General features: G+C 36.0%; 26 protein-coding genes and 1 other annotated feature. Of the genes, 13 read left to right on the top strand and 13 right to left on the bottom strand.

The window, feature by feature from the left end; translation table 11 throughout:
* Positions 1-257: 257 nt before the first annotated feature.
* Positions 258-1,229 carry a magnesium/cobalt transporter CorA gene (gene corA / locus NIZ91_12980; GenBank protein ID USY53668.1) on the top strand — a complete coding sequence of 324 codons (972 nt, stop codon included), beginning with the start codon at positions 258-260 and terminating at the stop codon, positions 1,227-1,229.
* 42 nt (positions 1,230-1,271) lie between these two features.
* On the opposite strand, the gene NIZ91_12975 is transcribed toward corA, so the two are convergent.
* From NIZ91_12975 to NIZ91_12955, 5 genes are all read right to left on the bottom strand, one after another.
* Positions 1,272-1,697: an Asp23/Gls24 family envelope stress response protein gene (locus tag NIZ91_12975; GenBank protein USY53667.1), complete on the bottom strand. Its 426-nt coding sequence runs from the start codon at positions 1,695-1,697 to the stop codon at positions 1,272-1,274.
* Between the two features lie 21 nt (positions 1,698-1,718).
* Positions 1,719-1,928, bottom strand: a complete 210-nt coding sequence (locus NIZ91_12970; protein ID USY53666.1) for a DUF2273 domain-containing protein — start codon at positions 1,926-1,928, stop codon at positions 1,719-1,721.
* 16 nt (positions 1,929-1,944) lie between these two features.
* Positions 1,945-2,487 carry an alkaline shock response membrane anchor protein AmaP gene (gene amaP, locus NIZ91_12965; GenBank protein ID USY53665.1) on the bottom strand — a complete coding sequence of 181 codons (543 nt, stop codon included), beginning with the start codon at positions 2,485-2,487 and terminating at the stop codon, positions 1,945-1,947.
* A 199-nt stretch (positions 2,488-2,686) separates the two neighbouring features.
* A complete protein-coding gene (locus tag NIZ91_12960; protein USY53664.1) occupies positions 2,687-3,742 on the bottom strand; it encodes an alkene reductase in 1,056 nt (351 codons plus the stop codon).
* A 143-nt stretch (positions 3,743-3,885) separates the two neighbouring features.
* Positions 3,886-4,143 carry a GlsB/YeaQ/YmgE family stress response membrane protein gene (locus NIZ91_12955; GenBank protein ID USY53663.1) on the bottom strand — a complete coding sequence of 86 codons (258 nt, stop codon included), beginning with the start codon at positions 4,141-4,143 and terminating at the stop codon, positions 3,886-3,888.
* Between the two features lie 360 nt (positions 4,144-4,503).
* Between NIZ91_12955 and NIZ91_12950 the strand changes: the two genes are divergently transcribed.
* The 3 genes from NIZ91_12950 to NIZ91_12940 all read left to right on the top strand — a co-directional run bounded on the left by NIZ91_12950 (position 4,504) and on the right by NIZ91_12940 (position 6,424).
* On the top strand, positions 4,504-5,169 hold the full coding sequence (locus NIZ91_12950) for a cobalamin-dependent protein (protein USY53662.1): 666 nt from the start codon (positions 4,504-4,506) through the stop codon (positions 5,167-5,169).
* Positions 5,156-5,980 (top strand): hypothetical protein, encoded by an 825-nt coding sequence (locus NIZ91_12945; protein ID USY53661.1) that lies wholly within the window; start codon positions 5,156-5,158, stop codon positions 5,978-5,980. The genes NIZ91_12950 and NIZ91_12945 overlap by 14 nt, the downstream gene beginning before the upstream one ends.
* 105 nt (positions 5,981-6,085) lie before the next feature.
* Positions 6,086-6,424, top strand: coding sequence for a hypothetical protein (locus NIZ91_12940; GenBank protein ID USY53660.1), 339 nt, complete (start codon positions 6,086-6,088; stop codon positions 6,422-6,424).
* A 495-nt stretch (positions 6,425-6,919) separates the two neighbouring features.
* Here NIZ91_12940 and NIZ91_12935 read toward each other — a convergent pair whose 3' ends face one another.
* The gene (locus NIZ91_12935; protein USY53659.1) at positions 6,920-7,855 is read right to left on the bottom strand and encodes a LysR family transcriptional regulator; all 936 of its coding nucleotides are present in this window, start codon (positions 7,853-7,855) and stop codon (positions 6,920-6,922) included.
* Between the two features lie 372 nt (positions 7,856-8,227).
* On the opposite strand from NIZ91_12935, the gene NIZ91_12930 reads away from it, so the two are divergent.
* Positions 8,228-9,331, top strand: coding sequence for a citrate synthase/methylcitrate synthase (locus NIZ91_12930; GenBank protein ID USY53658.1), 1,104 nt, complete (start codon positions 8,228-8,230; stop codon positions 9,329-9,331).
* Between the two features lie 51 nt (positions 9,332-9,382).
* On the opposite strand, the gene NIZ91_12925 is transcribed toward NIZ91_12930, so the two are convergent.
* Positions 9,383-10,393 (bottom strand): YeiH family protein, encoded by a 1,011-nt coding sequence (locus tag NIZ91_12925; protein ID USY53657.1) that lies wholly within the window; start codon positions 10,391-10,393, stop codon positions 9,383-9,385.
* A 163-nt stretch (positions 10,394-10,556) separates the two neighbouring features.
* Between NIZ91_12925 and NIZ91_12920 the strand changes: the two genes are divergently transcribed.
* The 3 genes from NIZ91_12920 to NIZ91_12910 all read left to right on the top strand — a co-directional run bounded on the left by NIZ91_12920 (position 10,557) and on the right by NIZ91_12910 (position 13,042).
* Positions 10,557-11,561, top strand: a complete 1,005-nt coding sequence (locus NIZ91_12920) for a DUF3231 family protein (protein ID USY53656.1) — start codon at positions 10,557-10,559, stop codon at positions 11,559-11,561.
* 91 nt (positions 11,562-11,652) lie between these two features.
* On the top strand, positions 11,653-12,279 hold the full coding sequence (locus tag NIZ91_12915; GenBank protein ID USY53655.1) for an NUDIX domain-containing protein: 627 nt from the start codon (positions 11,653-11,655) through the stop codon (positions 12,277-12,279).
* A 13-nt stretch (positions 12,280-12,292) separates the two neighbouring features.
* Positions 12,293-13,042, top strand: a complete 750-nt coding sequence (locus NIZ91_12910; protein ID USY53654.1) for an arylamine N-acetyltransferase — start codon at positions 12,293-12,295, stop codon at positions 13,040-13,042.
* Between the two features lie 71 nt (positions 13,043-13,113).
* Here the strand turns inward: NIZ91_12910 and NIZ91_12905 are convergent, their stop codons facing one another.
* Complete coding sequence (locus NIZ91_12905; protein ID USY53653.1) at positions 13,114-13,602, bottom strand: YjdJ family protein; 489 nt, start codon at positions 13,600-13,602, stop codon at positions 13,114-13,116.
* A gap of 189 nt (positions 13,603-13,791) precedes the next feature.
* Here NIZ91_12905 and NIZ91_12900 point away from each other — a divergent pair, with 189 nt between their 5' ends.
* On the top strand, positions 13,792-14,676 hold the full coding sequence (locus tag NIZ91_12900) for a diacylglycerol kinase family lipid kinase (GenBank protein ID USY53652.1): 885 nt from the start codon (positions 13,792-13,794) through the stop codon (positions 14,674-14,676).
* A 24-nt stretch (positions 14,677-14,700) separates the two neighbouring features.
* On the opposite strand, the gene NIZ91_12895 is transcribed toward NIZ91_12900, so the two are convergent.
* The gene (locus tag NIZ91_12895) at positions 14,701-15,303 is read right to left on the bottom strand and encodes a YitT family protein (GenBank protein ID USY53651.1); all 603 of its coding nucleotides are present in this window, start codon (positions 15,301-15,303) and stop codon (positions 14,701-14,703) included.
* Positions 15,304-15,466: 163 nt separating this feature from the next.
* On the opposite strand from NIZ91_12895, the gene NIZ91_12890 reads away from it, so the two are divergent.
* The gene (locus tag NIZ91_12890; GenBank protein ID USY53650.1) at positions 15,467-15,910 is read left to right on the top strand and encodes a GNAT family N-acetyltransferase; all 444 of its coding nucleotides are present in this window, start codon (positions 15,467-15,469) and stop codon (positions 15,908-15,910) included.
* Between the two features lie 224 nt (positions 15,911-16,134).
* Here NIZ91_12890 and NIZ91_12885 read toward each other — a convergent pair whose 3' ends face one another.
* Positions 16,135-16,506 (bottom strand): hypothetical protein, encoded by a 372-nt coding sequence (locus NIZ91_12885; GenBank protein USY53649.1) that lies wholly within the window; start codon positions 16,504-16,506, stop codon positions 16,135-16,137.
* A gap of 187 nt (positions 16,507-16,693) precedes the next feature.
* Here NIZ91_12885 and cobT point away from each other — a divergent pair, with 187 nt between their 5' ends.
* Positions 16,694-17,731 carry a nicotinate-nucleotide--dimethylbenzimidazole phosphoribosyltransferase gene (gene cobT, locus NIZ91_12880; GenBank protein USY53648.1) on the top strand — a complete coding sequence of 346 codons (1,038 nt, stop codon included), beginning with the start codon at positions 16,694-16,696 and terminating at the stop codon, positions 17,729-17,731.
* Positions 17,732-17,766: 35 nt separating this feature from the next.
* Here cobT and NIZ91_12875 read toward each other — a convergent pair whose 3' ends face one another.
* A complete protein-coding gene (locus NIZ91_12875; protein ID USY53647.1) occupies positions 17,767-17,910 on the bottom strand; it encodes a hypothetical protein in 144 nt (47 codons plus the stop codon).
* Between the two features lie 293 nt (positions 17,911-18,203).
* Here NIZ91_12875 and NIZ91_12870 point away from each other — a divergent pair, with 293 nt between their 5' ends.
* A complete protein-coding gene (locus tag NIZ91_12870; protein USY53646.1) occupies positions 18,204-18,869 on the top strand; it encodes a winged helix-turn-helix domain-containing protein in 666 nt (221 codons plus the stop codon).
* Positions 18,870-18,933: 64 nt separating this feature from the next.
* Here NIZ91_12870 and NIZ91_12865 read toward each other — a convergent pair whose 3' ends face one another.
* Positions 18,934-19,677 (bottom strand): class I SAM-dependent methyltransferase, encoded by a 744-nt coding sequence (locus NIZ91_12865; GenBank protein ID USY53645.1) that lies wholly within the window; start codon positions 19,675-19,677, stop codon positions 18,934-18,936.
* Positions 19,678-19,886: 209 nt separating this feature from the next.
* Positions 19,887-20,351, bottom strand: a complete 465-nt coding sequence (locus tag NIZ91_12860) for a DinB family protein (protein ID USY53644.1) — start codon at positions 20,349-20,351, stop codon at positions 19,887-19,889.
* A gap of 203 nt (positions 20,352-20,554) precedes the next feature.
* Positions 20,555-20,809: a binding site (T-box leader), on the top strand.
* A gap of 62 nt (positions 20,810-20,871) precedes the next feature.
* On the opposite strand from NIZ91_12860, the gene NIZ91_12855 reads away from it, so the two are divergent.
* A complete protein-coding gene (locus NIZ91_12855; protein ID USY53643.1) occupies positions 20,872-22,212 on the top strand; it encodes a sodium-dependent transporter in 1,341 nt (446 codons plus the stop codon).
* Positions 22,213-22,237: the final 25 nt, after the last annotated feature.

Here is a 22,237-nt window from a genome sequence, read left to right as displayed (position 1 = left end):
GATGAAGCCAGGACCCTTTAAGCCGAGGGGATCTCTGGCTTCGTTTTTTTTATTGCTTTTTTTTAGAGATGGTTTACACTTAAAAAGTATCTATAATGAAATAAAGTATCAATATGCGAGGTGAAGGTGGATGGGCACTGATGACCCCAAATTGTATAAAAATATAACTAGAGGCAGCATTAGGTGTTCCATGTCTCTTTTCGCACGTGAAGAAGCGCTCCTTATGATGCCTCACTTTTAAAATGAGGTGAATGAATATGATTAAAACATATCTTTATAATCAGCAAGATGAACAAACGAAAGTCGGTATGCCATTAACAGAGGCAATTGAACAACTAAAAAACCCTCAGAATCTTTTGTGGATTGATTTGTATGATGTTGAAAGTATAGAGTTAAATGAAGTAGCGAAAAAATTTGGTTTTCACCCTTTAGCCATTGAAGACTGTCTACACGATAGTCCTAGAGCTAAAATTGATGATTACGAAGACTACAAGTTTTTTGTATTTCATGCTTTACGATACAATGAAGAAAGCGATAACGAAATTACCACGTTAGAACTTAACGTGTTTGTAGGTCCAAATTATGTGGTGACGATTCATAAGCATAAGTTAAAGTGGTTGGGACAAATGGATGCTATTTGTTCTCGAAGCTCTAAGTATATGAATAAAGGTGCCGACTTTTTGCTTTATGCACTTATTGATGGTATTACGGATGAATATTTTCCAATTCTTGACCGTATCGGTATTCGGATTGAGGAGTTAGAAGATGAAATGTATGACGAAGAAGTAAAAGAAGTAACGGAAGAATTCCTTGCGTTAAAGCGAACAATTATCTTGATTCGTCGTGTTATTTTACCTCAGCGTCGTATTTTCTTGGCGGTAAATGGAAAGTGGAAGTTTGATATTAATGAAGACAACACCCCGTTCTTTATTGATTTAATTGATCATTTAGAGCGAATTGTAGACTCAACTGAGACTTTTCGTGACTTAGTAAACAGTGCCCTTGATACGTATTATTCTATTATTAGTGCTAAGTCATCAGAAAAATTAAACATGTTAACAATAATATCAACCATTATGCTTCCGCTCACTTTTGTAACGGGTTTTTTTGGAATGAATGTTCCAATTCCCTATCAGGACTCACATTATTCTACGCTTGTTATCTTACTGATACTTATTGCGTTAACATGGGGAATGTGGAAGTATTTTAAAAGCAATCGTTTATTATAAACAAAAAAAGCTTCGTGCACACGCACGAAGCTTATTTCATCATTATTGAATCTCTCGCTTAGAGTCTTGCTCTTTTTCGGCATTATTATTTTTTGTTTCAAACTCTTCACGAGTCATTACGTCTTCCACATGCATGTTCACTTCAACTACCTCAAGCCCAGTCATTTCATGCACTGCTTTTTTTACGTTTGTAACCGTTTCATTAAAGATTGTTGGCACATTCTTACCATATTCAACAATCACTTTTAAATCAAGCGCTACTTGTTTTTCTCCTACTTCTGCCTGCACGCCTTTTGTAATATCTTCTGAGTTTCGGAACCGATCTGTTAAACCACTCATAAACCCTCCGCTCATCGATAAGATACCTTTGATTTCGTTAGCAGCAATACCTGCAATCTTCTTTATCACCTGATCTTCAAATGTTAATTTATTTTCATGTTTCATTGTTTGTGTAGTAGATTCTGCCATGTTAGTTCTCTCCTTTGTTAGTTAAGGTCTGCGAGTAAAAAAACGCAGCCAAGCTTCAATATCTAATTGTCCATCTCGCCACTTTCCAATCAAGTACCCAATACCCATAAACCCAATTACAAGAATTGTAGGGCCAAAGCCAATTGTTAATAATAAAATTGCTAAAATAAGTCCAAGTAGTAAGCCAAACAAGCGTCCGCGGTAAGGAAGTAACTTATCAAGTCCACTCATGTTAATGCCTCCTTCATTACACAACGCGTTCTTTCGTTTGTGTTTTTGTATCAGTTAAATGAATGCGGACAGAATGAACAGGAAGTTCTAGCAAAGATTCAACAGCGCGCTTAATCTCTGCCTGCATGTCCTTACCGATTGAAGGTAACCCTTCACGACCAAATAAAGAGCAGCTGACCAATACGCTCACATATTCTTTTCGAGGATTAATTAGCGCTTCTACTTTTGGTGAACGAATTCCTTGAACGCTTTGAATGGCTTTTAACGCAGTTGATTCAATAGTAGCTTTGGAAATCGTTATTTTTCCTTCACTAGTGACAATGATTAACTCTCGGTCAGGAGAGCTAGTAAATAAGCCTGTACATAGCAAGATAAGAAATACTACTGCTAAAAAGGCACTTATAGCTAAAACTGTATAGTAGAACCATTCTTGCTGCTGCCAAGTTTGTAACCAATTAGATAAGTTTGGAACATCATAAACAGTTAGGGCTAATAAACCTGCAGAAATAAGTCCAACTACTCCAATTAGAACTAAAAGAAGTCGATTAAAACTATTCAATTTTCCACCTCATCTCCATGTTCAGCGCTGTAATTGTAAATGAGTTAATAGTCAATGGGAAGCGAGATATGTGTATGGTACCCTAGATATTACTCTTATAAACCATACAGTGTGTTTTTAAAAAAGAGGCTAAGAAAAGGGGAGTGAAAAACAAATTTAAGCAAGAAAAGAGCGGGTCATTCCCGCTCTTTTGGTATTATTAAATAAGTTTTGGTAAGTGTGTAGCAGGGTCGTACTCTACAAGGGGTTCATCTTGTTTAATACGATGTAAATAGTCAGGGTTTGCAATAAGTGGACGCCCGATAGCTGCTACGTCAATCCAGCCAGCTTCTAAAGCACGTTCTGCAGAATCTGGCGTTAAATCACCTACGCCGATAATTGGGCCACTCCAGTAGTTTCGAACGATTTCATACAGGTTCTTACCATCTTTTACATCTTCGTAAAAATTAAGCATGGAAGGGTGAATTATTTTCACGCCGACTTCTTTAAATGCTTCGACATAGGTTTGAATTGCTTTTTCCGCATCATCCCATCTATAGTCAGGTGCATCAACTTTATGCGGAGAGAAACGAATTACAACACGTTCTGCGCCAATTGCATCAATCACGGAAGAAATTACTTCTTTCATGAACGTTAATCGTTGTTTTAAATCTCCACCGTATTCATCCGTGCGCTTATTAGAAAACTCAGAGTTAAACTGATCAATTAAGTAGCCATGTGCACCGTGAATTTCAACTCCGTCAAATCCAGCTTCTATAGCATTTTTAGCAGCTTGAGCATATTGAGAAACAACCTCTTTAATATCTTCTTTTGTCATTTCTTCCGGTGTCTCATAAGGTTTACGGAAGCGAGGAACTTGACCATCAGCAGCGATAGCAGAAGGAGCTTGAGGTTGTTGACCCTTAATTAACTCATGATGGCTTAAACGTCCTACGTGCCAAATTTGCGCAATAATCGTCCCTCCTTCTTCGTGAACAGCATTTGTTACTTCTTTCCACGCTTCAATTTGCTCTCGCGTATAAATTCCTGGAACACCTGGATTTCCTTTCGCGCGGTCACTGATTACAACACCTTCTGAGATAATAAGACCAATGCCGTCTTTAGCGCGACGACGATAGTACTGGGCAATCTCCTTGTTTACAACGCCTGTTTCATCATCTGCAAAGCATCGTGTCATGGGAGCCATTGCAGTTCTTGTTTTCAATTGTAAATTCTCTAACTTTGTTCGTTCAAATAGCTTAGAATAGCGAGTCATTATTCGTTCATCTCCTTCAAAAAAAGTCCTTGTATTCAATCCTTTTAAGTAAGGATAAACTCAGTGTACAAGAAGGATATTTTTGATTCAAATATTTTGACTCACGAAAAAAACGCTGCTTTATAAAGCAGCGTTTTTTGATATTAAGCATGATTTCTACGCATTTTTCTCATAACGAAACTTACAATTAATACTAAAATTATAGAGCCGATAATCGCAGGTACAATGGCGAATCCGCCCATCTCAGGACCCCAGTTTCCAAAAATAAGTCCACCTAACCAAGCTCCGATAAAACCGGCGATAATATTACCAATGATACCTCCAGGAACACCTTTTCCAGTAATAATGCCAGCTAACCAACCAATAAGTCCACCTACAATAAGCATCCAAATAAATGACATAATAACAACCTCCTAATAGTGTATTTTAATCTTATATCTTTTTGATACCCGCGATTAAACCAAGTTATGCATGTTTTGGCGAAAAATAAAAGATAATGTGAAATTAGTTAAAATAAAGAGTAATTTTTTTAAAAAAGGGAATAAGTCTACGTTAAAGATGGATAAATAGGGTGATTTATACTATTTATTCATAAATACAGTAGTTTCAGTTGTTGACCCAGTATTTATATGATAAGGTTGAATAAAACTGAAATTTATAAATGGAAAGATATCACCTTTAGCGAGAAAGTTCTTTAGGCTTTCTCGCTTTCTTATTTTTATTGGTAAAAAGCTACAAATGATGGACTGAGGTGAGAAACATTGGAATCTCAAACTCTGAGGTTAGTTGATGAGCTACTTTCAGGAAATCAAGATAGTGCGTGGAATATAGTAGAGAAAGCAGTAGAAAAAGGCGCAAGTAGCCTAGATATTTATGAAGGTCTGTTGACCCCTGCTATGCGCTATATTGGTACGCTGTGGGAAAAGAATATCGTTACGGTTGCTGATGAACATGTAGCAACTACAACTTGTGATTACTTATTAACACGCTATGGATTTTATAAAGAGGTAACAAGTAAGAAAAACAAAAAGCACGGAAAAGTGATGTTGTTTTGTCTAGAAGAAGAACAGCATTTTATTGGATTAAAGATGGTCTCACTTCTATTTGAAGAACATGGATTTGACACGCGGTTTTTAGGAGCAGATTTGCCAAGAGAAGCAGCGGAGGTTATGGCAACGGACTGGCAGCCCGATATTGTAGCATTATCCGTTACCATTTCATTTCATTTAGACCAACTTCCGCAATATGTAAATTTGTTAGAGAGTTTAGATCCAAAACCCATTACGCTAATTGGCGGAAGGCTCATTGCATCAAATCATGTTGCAAACAGTGTGGTTGACAACGCAAAACAAATACCAAGTTTAAACGAACTAAATGAATGGTTATTACGTTATAAAAAAGGGGTGGACATACATGTCGATGCTTAAAAGTGCTCCTGTTCCATATTTTACTGTGGACCGAAATCTTAAAATTTTAAATCGTTCCAAGCTAGCGATGACGACTTTTGCGTCGGTCGATAACTTCTTAGAAGTTGTTGATACGTTCAGCAAAGAAAAAGCAAAGAAATATTTAAGAACAGAGTATATTGCAAAAGACGACAACGAAAAAAAGGAAAACCGTAAGCGCACAACGCTCTTGGAAGAAAAAGAGTATACCGCCCAGAAGGTAGAGCTAGTGTTACAGACTGAGCAATCACCTTATGCTTTATTTGAATGTTTTATACAGTGGGATGAAGGAGTCGGACACTTAGTTTGCCTTCACCAAGACGAACGTATCAAAGAGCTAACAAAGATGGTCCAAGCTCATCAAAAAAGATTGGCACATACGGACTTTGAGCTCTTACAGCAAAAAGAGCGTTTAGAGGCGTCTCTAAAACGAATTAAGCAGCTATCAGCTTCTTTCATTAAGCTCTCTGAAAAGGTAGCTCTTATTCCGCTGTTTGGCGATTTAGATGAGCAGCTCGTAGCAGAAAATTCCAAAGTGCTCCAAGATGCTACATATGATGGTCATTATTCCATTATGCTCTTTGACTTTTCAGGAATTAATGAACTGAAACCAGAAGGCATCCACGCCTTTTCATCCTTTATGCGTTCGTTTGATATTATGGGAGTTACCTGTTATATCATAGGAATGAAACCATCTCATACAGAAATGTTAAAGGGAAATTCATTTGGTAATCAGATTATCTATATGAATAATTTAAGTGATCTCGTAAACATTAAACATTCTGTTGGATAAAAAAGCTGTGCCACGTGCACAGCTTTTTTTTGTTCTTTAAAATGTTATGCTGATTTTTAATTAGGGGAAATGTGTATAATACAGACAGAGTAGGGAGGTGAAAAAATGGAGCATAAAGAACATAGTGGGTTACATAAGCATGAGCATAGCCTAGCATGTGGACATACGAAAATTATGCATGATGGTCATATTGATTATGTTCATAACGGTCATCTACACCATAAACATAATGATCATTGGGATGAGTGTGTAATTCCAGTAAATGAAACTAACCCTGATGCATGTCAGCCAATTGAGTGTGGATGTAATCATGAAGAAGATTGCGGCCATGAGATGGTTCCCCATGGAGATCATATGGACTATTTAGTAAATGGAAGGCTACATCATGTGCATGACGGTCACTGTGACGATCATGGACCAGTAGAAGTCATCACAAATCATTGAATAGACCGAAGATTTTAAAAATGTAAGCGCATACTATTTACAATTTAGGTATCAATTGCTATTATTGTCTTACAGGATATTTGTTCGAATTATCTTGTAAGACAATCTACTAAGTCGATTTTCAAAGGAGGAAAAGTTATGGTAATGGAAGAATGGTTCGCACTTTTCGCACTTGCAGGAGTATGCATGATCCTTGTTAATCGCATGTTGCATAAAATCTATAAAGAAACAAGTACAGACGATTCCTAACATCTTCTCTTACTATGAAGGTGTTTTTTTATGTTTTGATATAAGAATATGTTTATATAAAAGAAGCTGGAAAAGAAATAATTAACCCAACGGGATATCCGAACTGTCGAAAGTTAACTCTTTTCAATAGTTCAGATATCTTTTGTTGGTTTTGAACTTATTTTTACAATTTAACCACTGTAGAAGCGTCATGAATTATCTTTGAGAAGAAATTATGACGTTTTGTTCCCTCTTATTTTTAATAAATTACGGAGTAGGTAAGTTTTGAGCTTCTTCTTTTTTCATCATATGGGACGGTAGGATAATTTCTTCATCTACTAAGAAGCTAAGAAGCTCTCGCGTAGCAAATGACATATAGCGTTCTTTCTTTAAAATAATACCTAGCTCCCACATTGGTGTTGGGGATGAAATAGGAATGCTACGTATGAGCGGGTTATTAATCTTTGGATAAACTGATTTTGGCAAAATAGCAATCCCTAGCTCAGAAGCCACGAGTTCAATGATGAGGTCCCACTGCGAGCTTTCATATGCAATTTTTGGCTGAAAGCCGGCTTCGATACACTCATGGATAATACGGTCATGAAGCGAAAAATCCTTACTAAATAAAATGAAAGGTTCCTCTTTTAATTCCGATAGAGACACGACCTGCTTTTGAGCAAGTGGATGTTTGTGATGAATATATAAGTTAAATTCTTCTTGTACAAAGGGATAAACATGAAACATAGGATTTTGCACCGGAAGTACAATGATTCCAAGGTCCACCTGTTCAGACTCAACAAGTTCAACGATACGCTTAGCACCTAATTCTACGAGCTCTAGGGTTACTTGTGGATGCTTCTTAGTGAATTTTTTGGCAATCATTGGAAAAACAATGGTGCCAATTAAAGGCGGGATACCGATTTTAATTTCTCCGGTTGGTAAGTGTCTAAGATCATCTAATAAAGCATGAAGTTCATGCAATGTCGAAACTAATTTTTGACTTTGATTATATACAACTTGACCTGCATCTGTAAGAGTCAATTTGCGAGTCGAGCGATCAAATAAATCTACACCCAATTCTTCTTCAAGCTTTTTCACAATTTTACTCAAAGCTGGTTGAGATAAATGAATAGCAGATGCAGCCTTAGTAAAACTCTTTTGGTTTACAACTTCCATAAAGTGTTGCAGTTCACGAATGTCCATAATCAAGCCCCTCACTAATATTCTTTGTTTTCATACTATTTATTCTATTTATCTATTTTACTTATGTTTCAATAAAATGTAAACTCTTACATAAGGAAACTGAATGATAATTCATCTTTTTTTACAAAAATGGTCCTTCGTACTTTGTATAAGAACACAATGTTGAAAGCGTTATCATTGATAGCTATACCCTCAGAAATACTGATTGTTAGAGCCTCCGATTTACAGAAATAATAACAGTTGTTCCCCATCTATCATCATTGATTTGTTCTTACATACAAAGAATAAGAATAAATATAGAAAGATGAAATTTATCAGACTACAAGAACACCTCGTAAATAAAGAGAAAATAAAAAGGGGAGAGTGGTCATAATGACATATGTAAAAGGTTTAGAAGGAATTGTAGCAGCTGAAACAAAAGTTGGGCATGTTGATGGAGATAAAGGTCAGCTAATTTACCGTGGATATTGGGCAAAAGATTTAGCAATTAACTATACATTTGAAGAAGTAGCTTATTTGATTTGGAACGGACAGTTACCAAATCATGAACAGCTTAATGAATTTAAAGAAGAGATGAAAGCGCATCGAGTATTACCTAAAAATATCGTAGCTTTAATGGATTGTCTACCTAGAGATACAGAAGTAATGAGTGCTCTTCGTACATGCATTTCAGCACTGGGGGATCCATCTTACAGTTGGCCGCCTACAAAAAATCAAGCGGTTGCATTAACTGCAGTTACGCCAACTATTATTGCTTACTGGTATCGTAAAATGAATGATTTAGAAGTGGTGGAGCCGAATGAGAATTTAGATCACGTGGCTAACTATTTGTATATGATTACAGGAGAAGTACCGGATTCAAGCCTTGTTAAAGCATTGAGCGCTTATTTTGTACTTACTATTGAGCATGGTATGAACGCATCAACATTTTCTTCACGCGTGGTAGCGTCAACCGAATCAGACATGGTCTCTGCGATTTGTGGAGCGATTGGTGCAATGAAAGGACCTTTACATGGCGGTGCTCCTTCTGGTGTTATTAGTATGTTTCAAGAAATTGGGTCTCCAGAAAACATTGAAACTTGGGTGCGACAGAAGCTTGAGAAAAAAGAGAAAATTATGGGCTTTGGACATCGTGTTTACAGAACTCATGATCCTAGAGCAGAAGCTTTAAAAGAAGTTTCCAAACAAATATCAAATGATAACGAATGGTTTGATTTTATTGTGAAAATTGAAGATACAACCATTCGATTGTTAAATGAATATAAGCCAGGAAGAAAGATTTACACGAATGTGGAATATTTTGCTGCAGCTGTTATGAAAGCAGTAGAGCTTCCAGCAGATTTGTTTACGCCAACATTTACGGCAAGTCGACTGGTTGGATGGACTGCACACGTACTTGAACAGTCAGAAGATAATCGGATTTATCGTCCACAGTCATCTTATATTGGTTATACTCCAGTTGAACAAAAACAATAAACAATCGAATCAAAAAGAAGCGGCTGTTGAAGAGTCGCTTCTTTTTGTGAATTAAATCATCACTAGTGTAATAGTTGATAGAAGCAATGAGGTAATGATAATTGCTATTAGTGGTCGAGCAGATTTGAAACATAACGTTTTAATGTTAACGTTTAATCCTAGACCAACCATTGCCATTGTTAAAAGGAACGTAGTTAAGGTAGGAATGGTGCTCACTATTGCATTAGGAATGTATACATATCTTTCTAAAATATAGCTATTGAAAATGCTCATTAAGAGAAAGCCCACTAAGAACCAAGGGAATTTAATGACAGTTGATGTCTCTTGTTTTTCCTTCCTTTTCATAAATAAAACAAACAAACAGCTAAGTGGAATTAACCATAGAACTCTGCCAAGTTTAGCTATAATAGCAAGTGATAGAGCTTCTTGGCCGGCAGGCATAGCAGCAAGGGTTACATGAGCGATTTCGTGTAAACTCATGCCAGACCATATTCCGTACTCTTCAGGAGAAAGGTCTAAAATTGACTGAAGAAAAGGGTAGGCAATGGAGAGAATGCTTCCAATTAGCGCAATAATCCCAACACTTATTGCAATGTCTTCTTCTTTTGATTTTAAAATAGGCGAAACGGCCCCAATGGCGGCTGCTCCGCATACGCCTGTTCCTACACCGAGTAATAATAAAATGGCCAAATCTGCTTTTAGCCATTTTCCAATCAGTAACATACAGGTAATTGATAAGATAATAACCAATGCATCTTTGAAAAAAATACCAATCCCTACGGCAAATATTTGATCAATCTGAAGCTGAAGACCATATAAGATAATAGCACCACGAAGTAAAAACGTAGATGCAAATTTAATGCCTGGCTTAAATTGAGTGGGATACCCAATGTAGTTACGATAAATAATTGCAATCAATAGTGCACAAGCAAGGGGACCTATCATTTGAAAAATTGAGAGAGATGCAAGTAAATATCCTCCTATTGCAACAGCAAAAGTAAAAGTAAGACCACCGGTATATGCCAAAAAACGTCCATTTTTTATAAAATTATTTCTATTCATGTTTTTTCACTCCAATATCATTTATACTTCTTCAGCTTAAAGGAAATTTAATTATTAGTGAAATATTGTTATTTTATTTCAATCATTAATATTTTTAATGATAAGTTCAGGATTTACATAATATGTTTTTCTTTGCTTCATACTATGACGTAGAGGTGACGTTATGGATAACAATGGAAGAGTTGTAACACTAACATCAGGGGAAGTGGGCTCTTTATGGGAAGGGTATATTGGTGAAACAATGCTCTTATGCGTAATGAAACACTTTTCACAACATGTATACGATGGGAATGTAAAAGGAATTTTAACAAAAAATACCGACCTTTTGCACGCTCGAATTGCACGTTATCAGCTAATTTTTGAGCAAGAGAAAATGATAGCTCCAGCAGGTTTTAGTGAAGCAGATGTTTTTTTGAATGCTCCGCGAATGTTTTCAGATAAGTTTTACTTATTCTATTTAAAGGAAATGGCCAGAGGCTCAATTATACAATATTCAGATGCGCTATTTGGTTCGCATCGCCGCGATATGAGAGAGTTTTTTATTCAAAACATGAACGAGTATATAGACATTTTTCACGATACGATTGAATATTTGTTGGAAAAGGGAATTGTTATTCGAACACCGAGTATCCCTATTCCTAGTAAAATAGAGTTTGTTGAAAGCGAATCGTTTTTAGGAAAGCTGCGAGGAAAGCAGCGTCCCATTACAGCACAAGAAATTAAAGCCGTGTATGTGAACTTAGATACGAATATGCTTGGAAAGTCTTTAATGATTGCGTTTAGCCAAGCGGCTGAATCAGATGACTTAAGAGAATATTTAGTGCGAGGCCGAAAGATTGCTCACAAGCATATTGAACTGTTTATCAATTTATTGACGGATGAAGACCTTCCCTCACCACAGCTATGGGATCCGGAAGTCTCTGAGTCTCGAATTGCACCTTTTTCAGATAAATTAATGATGTATCACACAGGCATTGCAAGCACAAACGGACTTTCTAATTATGGAACAGCCCTTTCAAAAGTTGCTCGTAAAGACATTACAATTGACTTCGGTCGATTATCATTAGAAACAGCTAAATTTGCTCTTGATGGCGTGAAAATTAGTATTAAAAAAGGCTGGCTTGAGCAGCCCCCTTTAGCTGCTAATCGTGATTTCCTCTCGAAATAATCAGAGTAAAATAATGTTCATCAGCGCTACAATGGTGTAAGATTATACCAGTGTGGTGCTTTTTTATGATTATAAGTAAAGGAGCGTCGTTATGAAAAATGAAATGTTAAGGATATTTGATGATAACAATCAGTTAATTGGACAAGCATCACGGGCAGAAGTTCATCGACTTGGATATTGGCATGAAACGTTTCACTGTTGGTTTATTAGTCATGAAGCAGCTAAAGACTATATTTATTTACAGCTTAGAAGTCTCGATAAAGAAGACTATCCAGATTTATTTGATATCACTGCTGCAGGACATCTTTTAGCTGACGAGACCGTTGGAGATGGAATTCGAGAAGTTGAAGAAGAACTAGGTGTAAAAGTCAAAAGGGAAGAACTAATTTCAATTGGAAAAATTCACTACCAAGCTTACAAAGAAGAGTTCATAGATAAAGAGATTGCGCATGTGTTTATATACGAAACGCCATATAAAATAAGCGACTATCAGTTACAGTTGGAAGAGGTAGCAGGAATTGTTTGTGTGGATTTTAATCATTTTTACAATTTTTGTTTTGGGAAAACAAACAGTTTTCTTGCCGAAGGATTCATATGCCAGGGCGGTGTGAAGTCTATTTTCAAAGATGACATCACCTACAACAGTTTAGTCCCTCATGAACTTAGTTTTTATCAACAGGTGGTAGAGCGTATTAAACAGTATTTAAATAGAAGATAAGCGAGGAGAAAAAATGGTTCATGTTCAACAATTTTTAGAGCATATTCACGTACATCCACAAACAGATCAAACATTACTATTAAAACACATACATAAGCAATCCGTCCTTACAATTCCTTTTGAGAATCTTGATATTCACTTAAATAAGCCTTTATCAATGAACCCAGAGGAAGTGTTTGATAAAGTTGTACGAAACAAACGCGGCGGGTTATGTTTTGAAACAAACAGCTTATTGTACACAATCTTAACAAAAATTGGGTTTGAAGTAAGGTTGATATCAGGCGCATTTTGGAACGAAACGCAAGAGAGTTGGAACAAAGACTGTACGCATCTCGCGCTCTGTGTAGAGATAAGTGGAAAAAGTTACTTAGCCGATATTGGAATTGGAGGTGGCTTTTTTGAACCTTTACTAATTGAGGACCGATATACGTATAAAGATCATAATGGTGAATATCGAGTGGTAAAGCGTAATGACGAATGGATTGTTCAAGAAAAAAACAATAATTGGCAGGATCTTTTTAAATTTTCTCTTCAATCAAGAAAACTAGAAGACTTTTATGGTGCCTGCAGGTATTATGAACAAGATTCAACCTCATTTTTTCGCCAAAAGAAGCTCTGTAGCGTAGCGACTAAGGATGGAAAAATCTCATTGTCATCCAATACGTTGAAAATTACAAACGGACTGAATAAAAGGGAAACAGCTATTAACTCAGAGGGTGAATTTAGAGCAAAGCTAAAAGAATATTTTGATATTGTTCTATAAAAGAAAAGCACAAGGAATCAAAGAATATACTAGGATCCTTGTGCTTTTTTATCTAAGTAAGGAACAAAAGGTTATGAAGATAAGAAAGGGATTTTGTGAGTTTTTAAATACTTTAAACCATAGTAAAAGCTGAAAATTAACACAAACGACCCGGTTGTTAAGCAAGTTTTCATAAGCGATCCTGCTCCTACAGTCGGACTTGCCGATAGTTTATACCCAAGGGAAAACAGCAGCATTGCTAGTATAAATAAACAAAAACTCATATATGAACAGCGGTTCTTAAAAGCAACAAATAACAGGAGAGTAAGTAAGTATAAGCCGCTCGTAAGCATCATTATAGGGAAAAATGGGTAAAATTTAGCCGCATAAATAAAATAATCCACTTGTGAAATGTCGTATCCTGATTGAATAGATGAACTAGCAACAGAAGTGTACTTTGCTGAGTCTCCCCATTCAAATGAATCATCAATTAAGTTGGAACCCTCATACCATGTTGCAGCTATTGATAAAAGAAATATGAAACAAGCTGCAAATAGCTGAGTCATATATTTAATTGACATAAATTACTTCATCTCCTTCAGATAATGCCATGCTCTAGGAAAACATTATATCAGCTTTTAGAAGAAGAATATTTTATTTTACAGAGTGTCATAAAACGTTCAAAATTCACATTAGGAAAAGTTGATGTTTCAATTTAATAAAGATAGGGGAACAATGACAAATAAACGTCATGTATAGGAGAGACAAACATGAAAATAGCAGTTATCTTAAACCCAAACGCAGGTAATAAAAAATTAATTGAGTCCATTGACCTTATTTGTAATAGATTGAGAACAATTTTTTCAGAGGTAAAGCTATATGAAACCGAAGCCCCAGGTCAGGGGAGAGAAATTGTAAAAGAAATTGCTTCTGATGTAGATGTTATTGTTGGAGCTGGAGGAGACGGAACTATTTATGAACTAATAAATGCACTTGCCCCTCTTGAACGGCGACCTATCTTTGCAATTCTTCCAGGAGGAACATGCAATGATTTTTCTCGTGCAATTGGTATGAATCAAAATCCATTGAAAGCAGTAGAGCAAATTATTGAGCAAAAGAAAACAGCGGTTGATATCGGCCAGCATAATCAACAGTACTTTTTGAATTTCTGGGGAATCGGTCTTGTAGCAGACGTTTCTGAAAACATTTTAGAAGATGGGAAAGAAAAGTTTGGCAAGCTCTCATATTATATGAGTGTGGGTAGAACGATTAGTCAAGTAGAACCTTTTGAAGTAAAAGTTGATAGTGATGAAACAACGTATGAGGGTGAAGCAGTAATGGTTTTAATTGGAAATGGCCCTTTCCTTGGTGGAAACAGGGCTGTTTTAGGAAATTGTTCGTTTCAAGATGGTCTTTTAGATGTATATGTGGTCAAACAAATGGCTCTTGAACCTCTCATCAAATGGCTTCAAACAGCGCCTGGAGAAGAGCAGATGGACCCAACAAGTCAACTATTACATTTTAAAACAAAACGAGTAACGATTGAGGCTACTCCACAGAAGACTGTAGACTGTGATGGCGAAAAAGAAACAGCTACGCCCGCAACAATTTCGGTTCTTCCTCATCATTTAGATATGTATGTTGGTAATATGTAAAGCGCCTGTAGCTGGCGCTTTTTATTATGGTATCCATTTCTTTGAAGTGAAGGTAATAATCATAAAGCTGCTCATCATGATGACAATCATCGAGTAGCAAAAAGCCGTAAAACCTACGATATGTAAGCCGATAAGCATAATTAAGCTGTCCAATAGAAAAATAACGAGGCCAATATTAATCGGCCATTTTGTTGAAATGATCAAAGCGATAAGATCAAGTCCATCTGAGCTGACTTCATATCGAAGCATTAAACCGATTCCCATACCAATTAGCACGCCTCCAATTATGGAACTAAAAAGTAAAGGTATTTCCATACTTCCATCAAAAACATTGAGCTTTTCTGTCATAAAAAAAGAAAAGAGTAGCCCAACGCTTCCATAAAAAAAATGTTTGCGATGGTAAAAAAAAGCGTAAATAAAAACAGGGATATTAACTATTAAAATAGATATGCCGATTGGTAAACCAATCATGTAATAAATAACTAAGCCCAAGCCGATAAGTCCACCATCTAATAAATGATGGGGTGCAATAAATCCGTTAAGTCCTAAGCCGATTAATAAACTACCACAAAAAATGACGACTGCACGAGTAAAAATAATCCTCACCCTATATAAAAAGTTATTCATTATTTGTTAAAAAGCTAGTACATTGATAATATATGGGAAGTTTGTCCAGTGTATGCCTTTCTTTAGAGAGATTATTAATCTATCAGATTGTTCTGTAAAATATCCAATTTATGCTATAATAAATAGTTGGATTTTCATACTATTTAACTAGAGGAGTGAGCATATGGTCGTTATTAGACGTGTAGTTGAAAAAGATGTTGAACGACTAGCAACGTTGATGAAAGAATATATTGTTGATTTTTACCATCAGCCTGAACCCCCACGAAAAGAGATAGTTTCTCATATTGAGTTAGTATTAGCTGATCCATCAAAAGGAGTTCAATACGTAGCCGAGGAACAAAATCGCTTACTTGGTTTTGCAACCATTTATGTAACTTTCAGCACACTAAAGCTAAAGAAAACAGCCATTTTAAATGATTTGTACGTCTTGCCAATGAATCGCGGAAATAAAGTAGGAGAAAAGTTATTCCAGACATGTGAAACGTACGTAAAAGAACATGATTTAGTGGGGTTGTCTTGGGAAACAGCCACTGATAATGAAGTTGCTCAGAACTTTTATGAGAAAATGGGCGGGGAAAAATCAAGATGGCTACATTATGAAAAATAATCGATTATTGCAATTTATAAACAAATTATGGTATAGTATGGAAATGGATGAGGTTGTACGTTAGTTGTTATGAAAGGAAAGGAGAAACTTACGAATTGAAGAGCAATCCAATTGTACATATGTGGAAACTTTTAACCGCGATTGGCGGGTTTCTCGTTGCTTTCTTTCTTTTTAAAGTTCGCAAAGGTAAGTAACAGATATATGAGTAAAAAGCACGATTTCGTTTATGAAATCGTGCTTTTTTGAGTTGAGGGAAATGGCATGCTAATTTTATCATGGATAGAATCCTTGTAAGAATGGTAAGTGAAAAAATCTCCTGTGGACTGCTGTATCGACATGTACAGCAAATAGCTATCTTTTGTCTCCATATAATAACTAGCACTGTCCAGCTTAAGGGAATAAAAACAATAATTGAAGTTAAGCAAGGATTGTTTTTGGATATGGGTTCCAGGATGCTCCTTTACCCACTCATATAGCTCAAAAACAGTGGTACAATCAGTAGATAACATTACTTTTGCTTTTTGTTGAATTTCATTAGCAGCGTTAGTGACTGAATCTTTAAGTTGTTTAACAAAAGAGGAGAGTTGTTCTTTCACATTTTTCTTCCTTTCTTATTTAGCCTTTCCTATAAATTGTGTTGAAAAAAGGGTTTATATACACTGGCTATTTATAAAGGAAGTGGAGTAGTTGTGCTGTAACAAGAGACATGCAAAAAATATAGCCAATCTAATTTAGTATTTGATAAAGTAAGGAATATAGAAAAAATAAGGAGTGTACAACATTTTGACAAGCATACAAATTCAGCCCTTAGACGTTAAAGCGGCAGAAGCAGCAGCAAAGTATATAGACACGTTAACAAAGCCTCAAGGAAGTTTAGGAAGGTTAGAAGAGCTAGCAATTAATTTGGCTGGCATTACACAAGAGACCTTTCCAACCGTTACACCGCCTGGAGTACTGGTATTTGCAGCTGATCACGGAGTTGTTGAAGAGGGAGTTTCGGCGTTCCCGCAAAGCGTAACGGCTCAAATGGCGCTTAACTTTTTAGCAGGAGGAGCGGCAATTAACGTATTTAGTAAACAAATTGGAGCTCAATTCCAGCTTGTGGATATTGGGATTGCCTCTTCAGTTCAACACAGTGAGCTTTCGTGCCAAAAAGTTAGAACGGGTACGCGTAATTTTTGCAAAGAGCATGCAATGACAAGAAATGAAGTAGAAAAAGCGATTGAAATAGGTATAAATGAAGCAACAAATCTAATTAAAAAAGGAATAAAATGCTTAATTGTTGGAGAAATGGGAATTGGTAACACTACTTCTAGCACGGCTTTACTAGCTGCTTTAACAAGTCATAAAGTAGACGAGCTAGTCGGCAGCGGTACAGGAATCAATTCTCAACAACTAAAGCATAAAATAAAAAAAATTGAGCAGGCATTAGAGAATAGACAATATGATGTCAGGGATCCAATTGCCATTTTGGCAGCTTTTGGAGGGCTTGAGATTGCAGGAATGGTTGGTGCAATGTTGGCAGCAGCTTCACATCGAATACCAATCATTGTGGACGGGTTTATTTGTACCACAGCGGCAGTGTTTGCTGTCCAAATGAATGAATTGGCTTCCAATTATATGTTTGCCAGTCATCAATCTGTTGAACCAGGTCATCGATTCGCACTGTCCATTTTAAAAAAAGAACCGTTGTTAAACTTACAGATGCGTCTTGGTGAAGGAAGCGGCGCAGCCATTGCGTTTCCACTTCTTCATTCAGCATGCTTAATGATTACAGAAATGGCGACATTTGCAGATGCCGGTGTTGCAAACAAAGAATAATAAAAAAAGACATACTCAGTATGTCTTTTTTTACATCACCATATATGTAGGTTCAGCATCATAATAGAATAAATTCCATAGCTTATGCCGGTTAATAAAAACGATCCCATAATTAGTAGTACAACAGCAACACGTCTTTTAATGGCTTTAATTTCTTTTTCTTGTGCTACACGGTTCATTTCGTTTCCTCCAGTAACTTGCTTAGAGATAAGATTTGTGAAGGTAATCACATATACATATGCCAAAATAACTAATTATTGTTTATCAAAAATACACTGTAATTTAATTACTGAGTTTAATTATGACTATCCACTTAAACTTTGCTGAAATTATTTACTTGTACAAATTGAACATATATTATAAAAAGAGTGGATAAGTTGATAGTATCGAAAGTAACATACAATCGCAATAAATACGATAATCATAATTACATAACAAAATAAAGAAAATTCTAAAAAAAGAGGTGATGCAGATGAATGGTACACTCATTATTCAGCATGGTGCTCCGTTTGTAAATGGAACGTCTGTCCCTCTTGAACAATCTACTATTGTAGTTGGACGAAAAGGAGATGGATGGTTGCCTGATTTAGCGTTTCAAAGCGCATACATCTCTCGCAAGCACTTTGAAATTATTACTACTGAAAACAACTATCAGCTTATTGATTTAAATAGCAAACATGGTACACAAATAAATGGACAACAGCTTATTCCGACTCACTCATATACACTTCAGCACCAGGATCAAATATCGATTGCAAATGATACAGCTGTCTTAACATTTATTAGCCAAGATATGGATGCAACATTAGATTTAGGTCCACTATTAAATGAAATTCATACACCTAAGCAATACGAGCTTGATCCCGTACTTCAAAAGATTAAAGTGAAAGATGAAGTATATGTATTATCAGAGAAGGAATATGCGTGTTTATCGTATTTGCTTCAACAGCACGATAGCTTCGTTTCAAAAGAAATGCTCAAAAAACAAGTATGGCCAGAACGAGTGATGGAAACAAATGATGTATTTGTTAATCCAGAAGAGCTTAATTCTTTGATGTACCGAGTTCGTAAAAAAATAGGAAAAACGCTTGATATTCAGGTAGTACGAGGCAAAGGGTATATGCTTCACTTTAAATAATGTCTTTGTCGCTCTAAAAGCCATGTGGTGAAATACCACATGGCTTTTTGGCTTGTTTGAAACATTAGCTTATTTTTACAGCCTGTACGCGAATAGAGGCTGCCGGCAAGTACCATTCATCGTGTTTAAAAAATGTTTCTTGTAACCTATCTTCAACTCTATTGAAGATAATCTGTTTTGTTTCAGCTGTTATATTCTTGAAAAGAGATGATGCATGTGTATCAAGCCAGTTACGAAGGCCATCTTCGTGCTGCAAAACGAGAGGGTGTGTAAAATAAATAGCGCTTTGAACATGAAATTCATGCTGCTCAAGCAAGGAAGTGTATTCTCCAATACTGGGAAAATAAAAAGGGAGAGAAAAATCAGATGAAATAATATTGAAAACAGCAAGCTGTCGCATTACTTCGTTAAAAACAGGATAGAGATGGTTTTTACCATTAAATTCTGTCACAAAACGTCCTTGCAGTCTAAGTGCACGATAAATATTCTTAATAACAACACTAGGAGGGTGAATAAGGTGAAGCGTGTTTTGGGAAAACACAGCATCAAACTGATCTTCATAGTCTAAATCAAGTGCATTGACGTGCATAAATTGAAGGTGAGGGTAATGATGCTGTGACTGCTCAACCATATTTTCAGACGAATCAATACCTGTTATGTTCACACCTAGAGAACTAAGCTGATTTGCCATGTATCCGTTACCTGAGCCGATTTCTAAGATGTTTTCACCAGCTTGAGGAGAGAGAACGTTCATTACATTTCCACCAAAAGACGAAATAAACGAAGACTGTGAAAGTGTCCGGTTCATATTGATACTGCCTCCTTATTAAAGGTAGTTAGAGAACATGTCGTTCAATCAATACAGCTTAAGGAGAAAGATACGCAAGGAACAATTGATTGATTAGTAAAATTATATCATAATTCTGACAAAATAGAACGGACCTTCTATCTTTATTTACAAGCCGTTCTTTTTTAAAAAAAGAGCGTAATTGACTGTTAGTCAATTACGCTGCTGAATTATCCCCACTTTACAAATAGAGGTAGGTCTGTGTGTCCCATTTCTCGAACATATACAAACAAGTTACCTTTGTGATGAATTTCATGATCAATTGCCATTGACACTAATTGGCTTGCAGGCATTTTTTGACCGAATACCGCAGAAGTATCAATAATGCGGTTTAACTGATCATCTGTTAAAGAAGCTAAGATTTCTTTTGTTTTTTCAGTATAATGAGAAGCTAATTCTGATAAGTTTTTCTGTTCAATATTATGCTTTTCTTCTAAAGGGGTAAGATTGCCTTCTTGTGCTATTTTGGCAAATGTATAAAAAGAAGTAAGCATATGTGTAGTGAGCTTATATGCTGACATAGATGTCGGTGTTGGTTGATAATCATAATGGTGTTCTTCAATTTTATCAATCAACATATTTGTTACGTTACGATGAGCTAAAAAATGATGTAAAAGGCGCTGAGACGCAGACATTATTACCACTCCTAATATGTAAATTCTTACTACATAACCAGTATACCATCATGATTAGATAAGGCAAAAACATATGCATAAAATGACGAATCTTGTAGAAAAATAGAAAAATAAATAAAAAAATGGTTGACACTCTAAAAAAAAAGACTTATGATACGTATATTATAAATTTTCGAAATAAATTGACTAAATTCTTTAATAGATATTTTGCGTTGATTGGGAGTAGTAAAGGATCTAATTATCACAGAGAGCTGTTGGTTGGTGTGAAGCAGTATAATATGACCTTGAACTCGCCCAGGAGCCCTTAAGATGGAACAGAATTTGCTTCTTACTATATCTTAACGTATAACCTCCGTTATAAGGTTTGTACATGGTGTACAAGTAAAGTGGATGTTAATCGATGGATTAATATCAAAAAGAGTGGTACCGCGGAGGTCAGCTGGCCTAACGTCTCTTATTGTAAAGAGACGTTAGGCCAGCTTTTTTTATTGAAGAAATTTAGAAAGAAAGGAACATCAAGATGAATCAAACAAATCAATGGACATCAAAGTTAGGTTTTATCATGGCAGCAGCAGGTTCAGCAGTTGGAATCGGAGCGATTTGGAAGTTTCCATATGTTGCAGGAACAAGTGGAGGAGGCGCGTTTTTATTAATTTTTTTACTTTTTACGTTATTAATTGGTTTGCCTTTACTATTAGCTGAATTTGTTATTGGACGCAGCACACAAAAAGATGCTATTTCCGCATATGAAAAAATTGCTCCAGGAACGGCTTGGGTATGGATAGGGCGTCTAGGAGTTATTACAAGTTTCATCATTTTATCATTTTATAGCGTTGTTGGTGGTTGGATTGTACTATATCTATACAGAAGCGTTACAAATCAATTAGTAGGTTCAACAGATGATTACGCAGCCTTATTTAACAATACAATTTCCAGCTCTTTTTCACCTGTCATAGGACAATTAATCTTCATGATTATTACGATTATAGTCGTTGCTAAAGGTGTTCAAAATGGAATTGAAAAAGCAAACAAATACATGTTTCCAGCACTATTTATTTTATTTATTGCATTAATTATTCGTTCATTAACATTAGATGGCGCGATGGAAGGTGTAGCATTTTTCTTAAATCCTGATTTTACAAAGCTAACATCTGAAAGCATTTTATATGCTATGGGTCAATCTTTCTTTGCTATTAGTATCGGAATTTCAATCATGGTCACATATAGTTCGTACTTAAGTAAAGAGGAAAGCCTGCAACGTTCAGGTGGAATGATTGTAGGACTAAACATCTTAGTTTCAATTTTTGCAGGGCTAGCAATTTTTCCAGCTGTGTTTTCAATTGGATTGGAGCCCACAGCAGGGCCGGGATTACTATTTAACGTATTACCAGCTGTATTTGAACAAATCCCGTTTGGTGGCTTGTTTTTAACAATCTTTCTAGCGCTATTCTTGTTTGCTACATTAACATCTGCATTTTCTTTACTTGAAACAATTGTAGCAGCAGTAACAAAAGGTAAAAGTGATAAGCGAACGAAGGCGTCTTGGGTTATGGGGATTTTAATCTTTATTGTTGGAGTTCCTTCAGCTCTATCTTTTGGTGTTTTATCAGATATAACGTTTGGTGGCAAAATATTATTCGATGCGCTTGATTATTTAACCCTTAACATCTTAATGCCATTTGGTGCTCTGTTAATCTCATTTTTTGTTTCATATCGCATGGATAAAAAAGCGGTATATGAAGAGTTTACATCGGGCTCCAGAACAGCGCAGCATTTGTTTAAAGCTTGGATGATTTTACTTCGTTACATTATTCCAATTGTTATTATTATTGTGTATTTGCATACGTTTGGCATATTATAAAATAGTAAGTAAAAAGGGAATCGCT

This window comes from Bacillus sp. 1780r2a1 (genome assembly GCA_024134725.1).
GTDB classification, from domain to species: Bacteria; Bacillota; Bacilli; order Bacillales; family Bacillaceae_H; genus Priestia; species Priestia aryabhattai_A.
Note: the sequence above shows the minus strand (reverse complement) of the source record. Positions and strands in the feature narration are given on the sequence as shown.

What these genes read in the sequence shown, in the direction of transcription:
- corA (USY53668.1), top strand. Translation starts at nt 258, where the DNA reads ATGATTAAAACATATCTTTATAATCAGCAAGATGAACAAACGAAAGTC.
- NIZ91_12975 (USY53667.1), bottom strand. Translation starts at nt 1,697, where the DNA reads ATGGCAGAATCTACTACACAAACAATGAAACATGAAAATAAATTAACA.
- NIZ91_12970 (USY53666.1), bottom strand. Translation starts at nt 1,928, where the DNA reads ATGAGTGGACTTGATAAGTTACTTCCTTACCGCGGACGCTTGTTTGGC.
- NIZ91_12960 (USY53664.1), bottom strand. Translation starts at nt 3,742, where the DNA reads ATGACTCGCTATTCTAAGCTATTTGAACGAACAAAGTTAGAGAATTTA.
- NIZ91_12955 (USY53663.1), bottom strand. Translation starts at nt 4,143, where the DNA reads ATGTCATTTATTTGGATGCTTATTGTAGGTGGACTTATTGGTTGGTTA.
- NIZ91_12945 (USY53661.1), top strand. Translation starts at nt 5,156, where the DNA reads ATGTCGATGCTTAAAAGTGCTCCTGTTCCATATTTTACTGTGGACCGA.
- NIZ91_12940 (USY53660.1), top strand. Translation starts at nt 6,086, where the DNA reads ATGGAGCATAAAGAACATAGTGGGTTACATAAGCATGAGCATAGCCTA.
- NIZ91_12935 (USY53659.1), bottom strand. Translation starts at nt 7,855, where the DNA reads ATGGACATTCGTGAACTGCAACACTTTATGGAAGTTGTAAACCAAAAG.
- NIZ91_12930 (USY53658.1), top strand. Translation starts at nt 8,228, where the DNA reads ATGACATATGTAAAAGGTTTAGAAGGAATTGTAGCAGCTGAAACAAAA.
- NIZ91_12925 (USY53657.1), bottom strand. Translation starts at nt 10,393, where the DNA reads ATGAATAGAAATAATTTTATAAAAAATGGACGTTTTTTGGCATATACC.
- NIZ91_12920 (USY53656.1), top strand. Translation starts at nt 10,557, where the DNA reads ATGGATAACAATGGAAGAGTTGTAACACTAACATCAGGGGAAGTGGGC.
- NIZ91_12915 (USY53655.1), top strand. Translation starts at nt 11,653, where the DNA reads ATGAAAAATGAAATGTTAAGGATATTTGATGATAACAATCAGTTAATT.
- NIZ91_12910 (USY53654.1), top strand. Translation starts at nt 12,293, where the DNA reads ATGGTTCATGTTCAACAATTTTTAGAGCATATTCACGTACATCCACAA.
- NIZ91_12905 (USY53653.1), bottom strand. Translation starts at nt 13,602, where the DNA reads ATGTCAATTAAATATATGACTCAGCTATTTGCAGCTTGTTTCATATTT.
- NIZ91_12900 (USY53652.1), top strand. Translation starts at nt 13,792, where the DNA reads ATGAAAATAGCAGTTATCTTAAACCCAAACGCAGGTAATAAAAAATTA.
- NIZ91_12895 (USY53651.1), bottom strand. Translation starts at nt 15,303, where the DNA reads ATGAATAACTTTTTATATAGGGTGAGGATTATTTTTACTCGTGCAGTC.
- NIZ91_12890 (USY53650.1), top strand. Translation starts at nt 15,467, where the DNA reads ATGGTCGTTATTAGACGTGTAGTTGAAAAAGATGTTGAACGACTAGCA.
- NIZ91_12875 (USY53647.1), bottom strand. Translation starts at nt 17,910, where the DNA reads ATGAACCGTGTAGCACAAGAAAAAGAAATTAAAGCCATTAAAAGACGT.
- NIZ91_12870 (USY53646.1), top strand. Translation starts at nt 18,204, where the DNA reads ATGAATGGTACACTCATTATTCAGCATGGTGCTCCGTTTGTAAATGGA.
- NIZ91_12865 (USY53645.1), bottom strand. Translation starts at nt 19,677, where the DNA reads ATGAACCGGACACTTTCACAGTCTTCGTTTATTTCGTCTTTTGGTGGA.
- NIZ91_12860 (USY53644.1), bottom strand. Translation starts at nt 20,351, where the DNA reads ATGTCTGCGTCTCAGCGCCTTTTACATCATTTTTTAGCTCATCGTAAC.
- NIZ91_12855 (USY53643.1), top strand. Translation starts at nt 20,872, where the DNA reads ATGAATCAAACAAATCAATGGACATCAAAGTTAGGTTTTATCATGGCA.